Raw genomic sequence first — 11,964 nt, 5'->3', positions numbered from 1 at the left:
CAACTATCATCGTCCCCACACTGCTGCTGGAAATCAGCCACCAGCATCCCGGCTCGACACCGGTGTCACCAATGTCATGGCCTCATACAGCTAGTGTCGCGCGTCTGAGTTTCGTTGACGGGTGGCGTGGGGCAGGATCTCGTCGGCGGTCTTGGTCCAGGTGAAGGGGTGGCAGCGGTTGTTCCAGCCGTGGATGAAGTTGCGGATCGCGGTGATGAGTTCTGTGACGTTGTCGAAGGATCCGCGGCGGATCGCCTGGCGGGTGATGATGCCGAAGAAGACCTCGACCAGGTTCAGCCAGGAGCCCGAGGTAGGCGTGAAGTGCAGCGTGATCCTCGGGTTCCTGGCCAGCCAGGCGTTGACCTCGGCGTGCTTGTGGGTGTGGTAGTTGTCCAGCACGACGTGCAGTTCGCGGCGGGGATAGGCTTTGGCCACCTTCTTGAGAAAGTCGAGGAACTCGGCTTTGCCGTGCCGGTCGTAACACTGATCGGTGACCCTGCCTGTCGCCATCTCCAAGGCCGCGAACAAGGTCGTGGTCCCGTTGCGTTTGTAGTCGTGGGTGGCTTTCTGCGGCAGTCCGGGACGCAGCGGCAGCATCGGCGCGGTGCGGTTGAGTGCCTGGATCTGGGACTTCTCGTCCACGCACAGCACCACCGCTTTCTGGGGTGGGTTCAGGTAAAGCCCGACCACGTCGCGGACCTTGGCCTCCAACTCCGGATCGGTGGAGAACTTGAACGTCTCCTGCCGCCACGGCTGCACGTGATACTTGCGCCACGCCCTGGCCACGGTCGCGTCCCCGATGCCGAGGTGGCGGCCCAGCAGCCGGCTCGACCAGTGCGTCACTGCCAGCGCCTGCGGCGGCTGTTCCAGCGTCGCGGCGATGATGGAGGCGTCGTCGATGGTCTTCGGCCGCCCGGCGCGAGGTTCGTCGTCCAAGCCCGCCAGGCCGTGCTCGGCGAAGCGGTCACGCCACTTGATCACCGTCGGGCGCGACACCCCGACCAGCCGGGCAGTACCCGCGGTCCCGTTCCCATCGGCGATCGCCAGCACGATCCGCGCCCGCTCGACATGACTGGCCCGGATCGCCCGGGACCGCGCCCAGGACTCCAAAACCACCCGGTCCTCATCACTGACCATCAAACCCGACGAAGGCATGAACCATCATCGCAAACCCCCAACCGTAAACCAACTAACGACGCGCGACACTAGCCGGTCGGCGATGACATGGGCGATGCCGGCTTCAGTGTGGTGGCGGGCCGCTGGGTTCGGCGGGCGGGTGAGTGGTGTAGACCTTACGCCAGTGCTGGGCCGAGCGGGCCAGGTCGTCGCTGACGCGGTGGAGGAATTGGCTCATGTTCCCCAACCGCACGCCGGCAGGGGTGGTGGCGCCGAGTCTCTGGGCCGCGGCCCGGCAGGCGGTGGCGATTTGAGCGTCGATGCGCGCGCTCGCCATGATGGCCTGGAACCACACGTCCTCGTCGACGACATAGCGTTCCGCGCGCCCGTGGGGGTCGCGTTCGCGTTTGATGATTTCCATCGTCTCCAGGTAGCCGACGGCCTTGGAGATGGAGGCGGGGCTGACGTGCAGGCGTTGCACGAGTTCAGCTGAGGTGAGGCTGCCGCTGTCGGTGGTGAGGAGCGCGGCCAGCACCCTGGCCATCATCCGGGGAAGCCCGGTCTGGACGAACAGTTCGGTGCTGTGCGCGGCCACCGCGTTCACGATCCGTGGATCGCGCCCGCCGAGGTCGGCTCGTCCCGGTGACGAGGCCGGCGGAGTGGTCTTGCGCCGGGGTGCGTGCCCGGTGCCGGCCCGATGAGCCCGATCGGCGTGGTAGCCGCCCGGCCCGCCGTGGCGTGTCACCTCGCGGGTGACGGTTGAGGTCGGCCGTCCGATGCGGCGGCCTATCGCGGCGTAGGTCAGCCCGTCGCGCAGGCCGGCCGCGATCTGCCGCCGCTCCTACTGGGTGAGTCTTTCTCCAGCCATCCGTGCCCCTGTTCCTCGTCGTCGAGAACAGCTTAACGCAACGATATCATTGCGTTAGCAGTCAGTCCGCGCAACAATGCTGGCCGGTCTAGCTGCGGTTTTAGCCATTGCTTCAGCGAGACCTGATTGACGATTTCGTGCATGCAACGTAATTTTTGCTGTATCGGAAAGCTCCAACAGCAAAGGTACCGACATGAACCACACGGAAATCCAGCAGCTACTCGACTGGGCGGTGGCCGAGGCGGGCGTTCCCGGCATCGTCGCCGAGGTGCGCGACGCCGACAGAACCTGGTTCGGCGCGGCCGGAGTGGCTGACCTCGAGACCGGCGCCCCGCGTCAACCCGGGGAGTACTTCCACGCCGGCAGCAGCGGCAAGGCTTTTACCGCTGCCGCGATGCTGCAACTGGAGGCCGAGGGAAGGCTCAGCCTCGAGGACCCGGTCGAAAAGTGGCTGCCAGGCGCGATGAACGTCAACGGCTACGACGGCAACAAGGTCACCATCCGGCACCTGCTCAGCAACACCGCCGGCCTGTTCTCCACCGGTCTCGCCCCGGAGACAATGGACAACTACGCCACCAGGGCGAACTTGGAGAAACACCGCTTCGACGTCTGGACCACCTCCGACCTGCTCGAGCTCGGGCTGTCCCAGCCGCCGATCGCCGAGCCGGGGGAACGCTTCCTCTACGCCAACGGCGGCTACTACCTCGCCGGCGCGATCATCGAGGAGGTCACCGGCAACTCCTACGCCGACGAGGTCGAGCGCCTGGTCATCCGGCCGCTCGGCCTGAAGCACACCTACGTGCGCCCCGCCGGGGACCCGGGATATCCAGAGCCCCACCCCCAGGCGTACTCGTCGATGTTCCTCAAGGACGGGACCGACCCGGCGTCGCTCACCACGGAGAACTGGGCGTCGCTGATGGAAGACCCCAGTACGCCGCCGCTGAACGTCACCCGGTTCAACACCTCCTTGTTCTGGTCGGCGGGCAACGTCATCTCCACCACCGGGGACTTGAGCCGGTTCATCAACGCGATGGCGACCGGCAGCCTGTTGCCGCGGGCTCAGCACCGGGCGATGTGGACCACCGTCTCCACCGAGGGCAGCGGCTGGATACCCCACACCCACTACGGGCTCGGCGTCTTCGAGCTGGACAAGGCGGTGACCGGCGGGCTCACGCTACGCGGGATGGCCGGTGCTTTCTGGGGAACCGGCGCCATGGCGGTGGGAGACCCCAACGGCGAACGCGTTGTCGTCGTGCACACCAACACCGACTGGAGAGACTTCGACCTCGCCTTCAAGGTCGTCGGAGCGGCGTTCGGTGTCTCCATCGCGTAGAGCAGGTGGCAGTCGTTGACGCCGTCCTGAGCCGATCGGCGGCGACACCGTCGAATCCGTGCCCACCTCGTTCACGGCGATACTATGGTTCGCCACGTCTTCTTGGAGACCGGATGAAAGACCGCTACCGCGCCGCCGAGCTGTAACCCGGGCACCACCGCCCCAAAATTGGTAAAGGGTTGGAAGACCCGGCCTACCTGGCGTGCGGGCGAGTTCTGGTACACCGATGGCGACCGCTTCACCTTCGTCGACCCGAAGGCGGGTACCAAGAAGACCGGCCTGACGAAGGACCAGGTGGCCGACGAGCTCGGCGCTGAGATCCCGGAACCCAACCCCGTCGAGCCGGTTTCGCCCGACGGTCGCCGCGTGGTGTTCCGCAAGGGATACGTCTTGTGGATCCGCGTGCTGGAGACCGGTGAGGAGATCCAGCTGACCTCGGACGGCACTGCGGAGCAGCCGTACGGGGGCCAGCCCCGACGCGGCGAGCTTCGCGATGCTGTTCCGCCGCCTCGGCCTGCCGCACCCGCCGCCGATGGTGCGGTGGTCCCCGGATTCCACCAAAGTGCTGACGCACCGCTTGAACAATCGCGACGTGCCCCTGATGCGCTTGGTCGAGAGCGCCCCGGCTGACGGTGGCCGCCCGTCCTGCACAGCTACCACTACCCGGTGGCCGGTGACGAAGTGCTGCCGCGGGCGGAGATGATCGTCTTCGACGCGACCACCGGCACGGCGGTACCGTCCAAGGGCAAGCCGATTCCCCTTCATTACGCGTCGCCGCTGGCTTATAGGAAAGCCTGGTGGGACGACCCGGTGACAATACCGTGGACACGATCGGATTCACCTCCGCAATTGCTTGCGAGCAAGTCGAGCGACAGCGTCGAATACTTGCACATCTCACCAGGTCAGGACGTCAGCATCTACCACGAGTGAGTGAAATGGCCGGGCTATCAGCGCAGGTGACGGGCGTGTTCCCAGTCGTTCTCGTCACCGCATGAGCGAGTACGGGAGGTATCGTCAGGCGCACGAACTCGCACTGTGAGCAGCGTCTGCCAGCCCCTGCGTGGCGGGCTCGAGCGGATCGACCGTGTCGGCAGAGTGAGCGCCATCGCATCCCGGGCGGCAGGCACCTGTGTCCAGCAGGTCAACTCGCGGGCAAGCAGCATTTCATTGCCCGTACTGCCGGCGTGAGTTGATACTTCGCCAGTGGAGCCCGCGTCTATGGCGTCAACGAGTGTCCAGGTCAAGTCGTTTGCGAGCGACGGCGTCGGCGATGTCACGCAGGGTTCTGCTGTGGCTGAAGGCGTGGGCGCGCAAGAGCGCGAAGGCGTCGTCGGAGCTGATCTTGTGCCGTGCGGCGGTGAGAGTGATGGCGAGCGCCACGGTCGCGTAGTGGCGGAGTTCGCCGCGCTTGACCGCGTCGAACGCGGCGGGCAGGCCGGTGCCGTGGTCCTCGAGCGCGTTTGCCAGCAGTTTCACGAGGATTGCGGAGTCTCGTGTCTGGTGCGTGGACAAGGGGCCGGGGCGGCGCCGATAGGCGCTGAGCACGGCGATCGGTTCTCCCTCGCCGGTGAGGACGGGCCAGCAGAACTGGGCGGCGAGTTCCGCGGCCCCGGCGAAGGTGGCGTAGCCGGTCCGATCCCGCTGTGTAGCGGCCAGGTCCGGGAGGTGGATGGCGCGTTCGGTCCGGAAAGCGGAGATGCCCGGTCCGTCACCGACGGTGTATTCCAGGTCGTTGAGGTACGCGGCCCAGGCGCTGGTCGTGACGATGGGTTCCTGCACCCTGGGTTCGAGGTAGAGCGACAGTGCGGCCGCGTCCAGCTCGAGTTCCCTGATGGTCACCGTGCACACCGCGTGCGCGCGGCTCCAGAGCCGGCCCGAAACCGGCAGGTCGGCGATGGCCCGTACGAGTTGCTCGCGTCGGTTCACCTCCACTGCGACCGTCCTTTTGCGGGCCCGCCGGTCCGGTGGCCGAGGCCGTGGCGCACCGGGCCGGCGGGGACTTTGCGCGGGGTCAGCCGTTGGCGGCGCTGGTGTTGACCTCGCCGTTGACACCCTGGGGGAAGAACCCGCCGGACGTGGCTGCCTTGTTGGTCAGATACACGATGTTGAGCACCTGCCCGGGTGAGCGGGAGAACGCGACACCGTTCTCATCGGCGGGCACGATGTTGGCGCGTCCCTGGCCGTCGGTGACGCCTTGGTCCAGGTCGGCGGCCCCGTCGAGGCTGTCGCGGGCGTTGGACAGTTTTCCGGCGGCCTCGGCCAGATCACGGCCGAGCAGGCCGAGGTTGAGCAGGCCACCGCGGTGCTCGTAGAGGGCGGTGCGGATGTTGGCGGCGTGGTACGCCTCGACCGCCAGGATGCCCGCCGCAGCTTCGAGGTAGGTCTTGTTGGTGATCAGCGGCGCGGCGCCCTTGTAGGCGGTGACGCCGACGTCTTCGAACAGGAACGCCGCGAGCAGGAAGTTTTCCTCGCAGCCGAACGGGTCGAACGGCTTGCCGGGTTTGACCAGCCCGGCCGCCTGCGCGGCGGCGGTGAAGCTGCTCTGCAGGTCGATCGCCGGTCGGCTGACCGCGGCCGACCCCAGCGCGGACCGCAGGAAGGCCACGTGAGCCTTTTCGTCCCCGGCGATTTCCTGGGCGTACTGCCGGGCGGCTTTGGTCTTGAAGCGCACGGCTTTCCCGCCGGTCACCCCACCGGGGGTGCCGGTGCCGCCGGTGAGCGAGTCCGGGAGTCCCTCGCCGGTGGTGGCGTGGAGGTAGAACTCGGCTTCCAGGTATTCCAGGTTGAGCGCGAAGTTCAGCACCGCGGCGTCGCTGACCTGAGCTTCGGGTGCCTGCCGGGCCGGTGCGGCGGTGGCCGCGGGTGCGGCCAGCCCGCCGAGGGCTCCGGCGCCGACCACCCCCAGTCCGGTCACGCCCGCGGCGTGGAGGAAACGACGCCGGTCCGGCTCGTTCTCGGCGCTGCGGTTGATCATGGCTGCTGCGTATCGTTTGCCGAACACCTACAGTCTCCTTTCAGCCCCGGGACCGGGTTGGTCTCCGGGTGGGCCGGCGGTGGCCGATGCTGCAGGCGGGGTGGTGCCACGCCGGTACGGGGAGTTCGGTGCCCCGGCGGCGGATTGGTCGGCGCGGTGCACCGCCGCTGCGGCCGTGGAGTGATGGGCGGCCACAGCGGCGGCCCGGCGTGCCCACCCCGCCTGCTCGGGGCACCCGGCCAGGACGCTGCGGCGGCAACACGGGCTGGGGTTGCCGCCGCAGCGAGTTCGAGAGGCCTACTGGTTGGTGCCGGGCATAAGCACCTTGTCGACGACGAAGACGGTGGCGTTCTTGGTGGGGATGTTGCCGCACAGCACCTTCGCGCCGTTCACGGTCAGATTCTCGCCGCTGCCCTCGATCTTGAGCGGGCCACCGGCGGTGTTCAAGCTCTCCAGCGAACCACCGGCGGCTGCCAGGCCCTTGGCGTCGTAGCGCTTGGCCACCACGTGGTACTGCAGGATCGGCGCCAGCTCGGCGGGCTTGCCCGCCAGCTCGTTGAACTTGGCGTCGCCCAACTCGGCGAACGCCGGGTCGGCCGGGGCGAACACGGTGATCGCCTGCTGGCTGTTCAGGGTGTCCACCAGGTCGGTGGCCTTGACCGCGGCGACCAGCTTGGTCAGCAGCGGATTGGTCGAGGCCGCGCTGGCCACCGGCTGCGGGCCCATCGAGTCCAGCGAACCCGGCTCGCTGCCCTGGGGCAGCTGGGAACAGGCGGGACCGAACACGTCGGCGTTGGTGGTCACGCCCTCACCCATCGCGGCGGGAGCCGTCATCGGCGGCGCCATCTCACTCGACGGCGCCGGGTCCGGAGCACTGGTGGCGCCACTACCCGAAGATGCGGGTTCGTCGCTGCCGCAGGCGGCCAGGGACAGGGCCGCGACCGCGGTGATACCGATACCGGCGATACGGAACTTCTTCACGGGAAATCACTCCATTGGATTCGTACGGGCCCTGCTCGAGCCCGCTTTCTGAGGGGGATTCGGAGCCAGGAAGACCCCGGATTGGTGCGGGATGGAAATCTTTTATCGGGTGGTGAAGTTGATGACGTGCCAGCCGGTGGCGCCGTCGGGTACCGTGCCCGCGCGGGCGTCGGTCTGGGTGTAGCCGGATTTGTCGGTGGCGCGCACGGTGACCTGGTGGCTGCCCGCGGGGACCTCGAACTCGTGCCACCACATGCGCCAGGTGTCGGGGTTGACTTCCCTGCTCAGCGTGGCTTCCTGCCACGCTCCCTTGCTGATGCGCACTTCGACCTTGGCGATACCGGTGGGCTGGGCCCAGGCGACACCGCCGACGCGGACCTTTCCCGCGGGCACGGTCTCGAACCCCTTGGGGAAGTCGATGCGGGATTGGGTTTTGATCGGCGCCTGCTCGGCCCAACTGCGTTCGAGCCAGTACGCGCGCCGCGCCGCCCAGGTGGTGACTTCCAGATCGACGACCCATTTGGTGGCCGAGACGTAGCCGTACAAACCGGGGATCACCAGCCGCGCCGGAAACCCGTGCTCGATCGGCAGCGGCTCACCGTTCATCCCGATCGCCAGCATCGCCCCGCGGCCGGGATCGGCGGCCGCGGCGACCGGGCTGCCGCAGGTCCAGCCGTCCACACTGGTGGAGAACAACTGCTCGGCCCCCGGCCGCACACCGGCCTCGGCGAGCAGATCCGCCAGGTCCACGCCGATGAAGTTCGCCGTGGACACGTAGGTGCCCCCGACCTCATTGGACACACAGGTCATCGTGATGGTGCGCTCGACCAGTGGCCGGTTGCGAATGTCGGCGTAGCTGTAGGTGCGCTCGTTGTCGACCATGCCGTGCAGCCGCAGACTCCAGTCCTCGGTACGCACCTGCGGCAAGGACAACGCCGTGTCGACGCGATAGAAATCCTTGTTCGGGGTCAGGAAGGTCGGTGTGCCGAGCTTGGCGAAGTCGGCATCCGCCGGGATCGCCGCAGCCGTGCGCGCCGGCACCAGCGCACCGACCGCGGCTCGCGACGAAGCGGCGTCGCGCGTCCCGGCCAGCAGCTGCCCGCCCGCGCCGGCCACTCCCGCACCGACCACCACACCGGCCCCGGCGACCAGGAAGCTGCGGCGCGAAGGCTGCCCGCGCTCGACGGCTTCACCGCCAGCGGGACGGGCCAGACGATGCAGCCAGAGGAACACACCCGCACCGGCCAGCAGGCTCGCCACCGGCGCGAGCAGCGCCACCGCCCCCAGGTCCGGTCGCCCGGACACCGCCAGCAACCCGAGCAGTCCGAACAGGACGATCGCCGCCGCACCCGGCACCGGGCTGCGGCGCGAGGCGATCCCGGCCAGCGCGGCCGCGACGACCATCACCACCGCCATGCCCACCAGCAGCACCAGCTTGTCGTAGGTGCCGAAGGTCCGGACCGCGTAATCCTTCAGCTCCACCGGCGTCAGATCGATCGCGGCGTTGCCCACGGCCAGATACGGCGACGCGTTGAGGTTGATGAACGCCGCGACCAGGTGCCCAGCGGCCAAGGCCACGGCCAGTGCCAGCACCCCGAGCAGGGCTGCCCGGACCGCGCCGAGGGCGGCTGTCGCTTGCTTCGCGGTGTTCATGCCGGTGATTCGGAGCCGCCGCCGCACCGGATGGGTCACCCGATGGAATGAACTCACCCCAAGGGGATCATCGTGACCGCGGGCGTGGTGGGACTGGGCGAGCCGCCCGCGGGTTCGGCGGTGATGCCGACGCGGTCGGTGCCTGGCGGCAGTCCGGTCACGATCGGCCGCATGCGCCGCTGCGCATCGGCGTGGAGCAAACCGGCCGAGTGCGGACCGGCCGAGCCGATCAGCCACACCTGATACACCCGGCCGGCCTCGAGCGACGGCAGGTCCGCGGGCAGCACCACGGCCTTGCCCAGGCTGCGGGACACGACCACGGTCGTCCCGCCCCCGTCGTCCGGATCACGCACCGTCGTCACGTCCGGGACGGCGAGCAGCGCACCCGCCGGGTCCACCGCCGGCTGGGCGACACCGGCTCTGGGCACCTCCTGGCCACCGGCCTGGACACCGAGGACAACTGCCACCACCGCAGCCGCCGCGGCACCGAACAAAGCGACCACGATGCCACGCTTTCTCGGCGACCCGCCGGCCTCCGCAGCGACCGCCGGGGGCCACTGGCGCACCCCACGAATGCGGGCCAGCACCGCTTCCTTCCATCGTGCGACCGAACTGCTCACGCAGTTGCGGAATCCACCTTCCCCGCGAGCGGGGGTGGTCCCTCCTCATCAATCCGAAGACCTTGCGGCCGACGTCGTCCCTGCGCAAGCGGGTGGTCCGCCCGACGGGGCGAAGGACTGCATCGAGGTCGCGTATTCCCCACCCGAGCGGGGGGGTGGCCCCTTCGGCGAGCACCTGGCGAACGGTGCGATCAAATCTTCCCCGTGCGAGCGGAGATGGTCCCGACACGCTGACCGTGCCGCCGTTCGTGACCGTGTCTTCCCCGCGCGAGCGGGAGAGTTGCCAGCCGAGGTGGCACGGGCTCGGCGTCAGGCAGTGAGCAGGGCCACCAGCAATGCCGCCGCCGCGGCGATGATGACCAGCAGGATGGTCAGCAGCACCTGGCTCCCGGGGAACTGCTTGCGCCGCGCGATGCCGAGCACGAAGGCGAGTACCAGGATGACCAGACCGACGATGATCGCGATGTCCATGGTGGAACCTGTTCTGTAGAGCGGATGGGACGGTGCCGAGCCGAAAGGCAGCAGGGGGCCGGGGCCACCCTGCTGCCGTTGGCGGATCAGATCATCTCAGTGGCAGACCTGCTCCACATTGGTGACCCGCGGCGGTACGTAGGAGATGGTGACCTCCAGGTCGCAGTTGTCCTTGACCACGTACTCCTTGATGGCTTCGAAGACGATCTCACCGATCACCGCGCCACCGACCGCGCAGAGCGCCGCTCCGGGGCCGGACCCCGAGCAGATCAGCGCACCGAGCAGACCACCGGCCGCGACCCCGCCGCCGGAGAGGATGATGCGCTGGTCCTTGGGGTTGAGGGTGATCTTCGCGGAGGTCAGGCCGAAGTCGATGCTGGGATCGGCGACCACGGGGTAGGCCGCGCCCCGGTGGTCGACGTGCTGCACCAGGGTGGTGCCTTCGACGGTGTAGTGGGTGTCCACCGCGCGGCCGGTGGCGTCGAACGCCCAGGCCCGGTTGATCGAGCCGATCATCGAGCCGGCCTGGTCGATGACGTCCACCGATCCGTTGGCGCGGGGGCTCAGCCCGGCGCCGGCCGGCAGGGACAGCGCGAAGCGGTACTCCGCCGGGGCGTTCGCGTCCTTGGCCACCGCCAGCAGCCGCATCCCCGAGGGCGTTCGTTCCACCCCGGCGTCGGTCGAGGGGAGCACGTCGCGGAACAGGGCGCCGTCCGTGATCGGCTGGCCGGCGACCGAAGCGGCACCGACCAGCGACGCGCCGAGCTGCCTGCCCTGTCCGTCGGACAGGGTCGACGGCCCGGCGGCGGTGGCCGGCAGCGCGATCTGCGCGGTGGTGGTGGCGCTGAGCTGGTTGGCGGTGTCCACCCGGGCCGTGGCGGCGTCGATCGCCGCGGCGGAGTCGAGTTGTGCGTGCGCGGAAACCGGGGCCGCGGTGAGAGCGGCTGCAGCCAGTGCCGCGGTGAGCCCGGTGAGAAGCTTGCTGCTTCTGGTGATCATCGTCTTTCACGCCCTCTGCTGTCGAATGCCGGGAAATGTCCGGATACGGCGGGAATCGTCCTCAGACGCACGGGACGAGCGCCACGAGGTCGGCGGCCTGCCTGGCCACGCCGTTGATCTGCTTCACCACATCGGCGGTGGGGCTCTTCTCCAACTGGGCGCGCAAGTTCTTGAACTGGGCGACCAGGCCGTCGTAGGCGGGAAGCAGCAGCACCGGCACGCCGGGACGGATTTCCTCGAGGCTTTCGATGGCCACGTCCAGGCGGTCCTTGAGCGCCCCGGGATCGCTGGTCTGCGCCAGTTCCCGCAGGGTGGATTCCAGTTCGTCCAGCACGGCGCAGGGCAGGATGTCCTGCGCGACGGCCGAAGGGCGTGCGGTGGTGGTGTCCGCGGTCGCCGCCAGCGCGGCCGGCCCGCCGAACAGGCCGAATGTGACCAGCACACCGGCGGCACCGATGCCGAAGCGTCGAATAACCATGATCGATTCTCCCTGAATGGAATGTCAGGAGAGCCTCGGGTGATGGATTCCCCCATCGTCGACCGTCGGTTCCCGGTGCGCAGCGCACCGGCAGAAGGCAGCGCAATACCCACTGATCCACCGATTCCCGGCGATGAAAATGATCCCCCGTTCAACCCCTCCCGTGGTTGCACCAAAAGCATGCAACACCTGATGATGACTGTCAACCGAACGATTCACGTGACGGTGAAACACCCACCACGAGCGGAGCCGGTTGAGCCGCGGCTTCGCCGGCGGCCGCTGGCATCAGCGCGCACAGCAACGAGCCACCTCGTCGTACGCACGCACCACTCTCCGCCGCCCTGCTTCCGGGTGCGGCCACGGTGCCCTTGAGCACCTGTGGCCGCAGGCGCTGCTCTCTGCTGAAAGCTCCGTGGCAATCAGATCTTCTCGAAAAAGATCATGTTTTCGAACCGGGCGCCCTGCTCGAGG

General features: G+C 68.3%; 13 protein-coding genes and 1 pseudogene. 3 read left to right on the top strand and 11 right to left on the bottom strand.

The features are described 5' to 3' along the window. Positions 1 to 90 precede the first annotated feature (90 nt). From AC07EG_RS35605 to AC07EG_RS35595, 3 genes and pseudogenes are all read right to left on the bottom strand, one after another. Positions 91 to 1,155 (bottom strand): IS630 family transposase, encoded by a 1,065-nt coding sequence (locus tag AC07EG_RS35605; protein ID WP_478257661.1) that lies wholly within the window; start codon positions 1,153 to 1,155, stop codon positions 91 to 93. Positions 1,156 to 1,240: 85 nt separating this feature from the next. Further along, positions 1,241 to 1,720 carry a GbsR/MarR family transcriptional regulator gene (locus AC07EG_RS35600; protein WP_478257660.1) on the bottom strand — a complete coding sequence of 160 codons (480 nt, stop codon included), beginning with the start codon at positions 1,718 to 1,720 and terminating at the stop codon, positions 1,241 to 1,243. Positions 1,721 to 1,861: 141 nt separating this feature from the next. After that, positions 1,862 to 1,945, bottom strand: a pseudogene (locus tag AC07EG_RS35595) (helix-turn-helix domain-containing protein); the annotation flags it as partial. Positions 1,946 to 2,177: 232 nt separating this feature from the next. On the opposite strand from AC07EG_RS35595, the gene AC07EG_RS35590 reads away from it, so the two are divergent. The 3 genes from AC07EG_RS35590 (at position 2,178) to AC07EG_RS35580 (ending at position 4,247) form a co-directional block, all read left to right on the top strand. Further along, positions 2,178 to 3,317, top strand: a complete 1,140-nt coding sequence (locus AC07EG_RS35590) for a serine hydrolase domain-containing protein (protein ID WP_478257659.1) — start codon at positions 2,178 to 2,180, stop codon at positions 3,315 to 3,317. Between the two features lie 168 nt (positions 3,318 to 3,485). Next, positions 3,486 to 3,947, top strand: coding sequence for a hypothetical protein (locus AC07EG_RS35585; RefSeq protein ID WP_478257658.1), 462 nt, complete (start codon positions 3,486 to 3,488; stop codon positions 3,945 to 3,947). 36 nt (positions 3,948 to 3,983) lie between these two features. Further along, positions 3,984 to 4,247 (top strand): hypothetical protein, encoded by a 264-nt coding sequence (locus AC07EG_RS35580; RefSeq protein WP_478257657.1) that lies wholly within the window; start codon positions 3,984 to 3,986, stop codon positions 4,245 to 4,247. 294 nt (positions 4,248 to 4,541) lie between these two features. Here the strand turns inward: AC07EG_RS35580 and AC07EG_RS35575 are convergent, their stop codons facing one another. The 8 genes from AC07EG_RS35575 to AC07EG_RS35540 all read right to left on the bottom strand — a co-directional run bounded on the left by AC07EG_RS35575 (position 4,542) and on the right by AC07EG_RS35540 (position 11,493). Continuing rightward, positions 4,542 to 5,249, bottom strand: a complete 708-nt coding sequence (locus AC07EG_RS35575; protein ID WP_478257656.1) for an ANTAR domain-containing protein — start codon at positions 5,247 to 5,249, stop codon at positions 4,542 to 4,544. Positions 5,250 to 5,328: 79 nt separating this feature from the next. Further along, positions 5,329 to 6,318 (bottom strand): ferritin-like domain-containing protein, encoded by a 990-nt coding sequence (locus AC07EG_RS35570; RefSeq protein WP_478257655.1) that lies wholly within the window; start codon positions 6,316 to 6,318, stop codon positions 5,329 to 5,331. A gap of 270 nt (positions 6,319 to 6,588) precedes the next feature. Further along, the gene (locus AC07EG_RS35565) at positions 6,589 to 7,272 is read right to left on the bottom strand and encodes a fasciclin domain-containing protein (RefSeq protein ID WP_478257654.1); all 684 of its coding nucleotides are present in this window, start codon (positions 7,270 to 7,272) and stop codon (positions 6,589 to 6,591) included. 102 nt (positions 7,273 to 7,374) lie between these two features. Beyond that, complete coding sequence (locus tag AC07EG_RS35560) at positions 7,375 to 8,925, bottom strand: molybdopterin-dependent oxidoreductase (RefSeq protein WP_478257653.1); 1,551 nt, start codon at positions 8,923 to 8,925, stop codon at positions 7,375 to 7,377. A gap of 53 nt (positions 8,926 to 8,978) precedes the next feature. Then, entirely contained in the window at positions 8,979 to 9,512 is a 534-nt protein-coding gene (locus AC07EG_RS35555) for an anti-sigma factor (protein ID WP_478257664.1), read from the bottom strand. A gap of 342 nt (positions 9,513 to 9,854) precedes the next feature. Beyond that, entirely contained in the window at positions 9,855 to 10,016 is a 162-nt protein-coding gene (locus AC07EG_RS35550) for a hypothetical protein (RefSeq protein WP_478257652.1), read from the bottom strand. Positions 10,017 to 10,112: 96 nt separating this feature from the next. Then, positions 10,113 to 11,015 (bottom strand): hypothetical protein, encoded by a 903-nt coding sequence (locus tag AC07EG_RS35545; protein WP_478257651.1) that lies wholly within the window; start codon positions 11,013 to 11,015, stop codon positions 10,113 to 10,115. A gap of 61 nt (positions 11,016 to 11,076) precedes the next feature. Further along, positions 11,077 to 11,493, bottom strand: coding sequence for a hypothetical protein (locus AC07EG_RS35540; RefSeq protein ID WP_478257650.1), 417 nt, complete (start codon positions 11,491 to 11,493; stop codon positions 11,077 to 11,079). Positions 11,494 to 11,964: the final 471 nt, after the last annotated feature.

It is taken from the genome of Amycolatopsis sp. NPDC045836, assembly GCF_056431745.1.
Note: the sequence above shows the minus strand (reverse complement) of the source record. Positions and strands in the feature narration are given on the sequence as shown.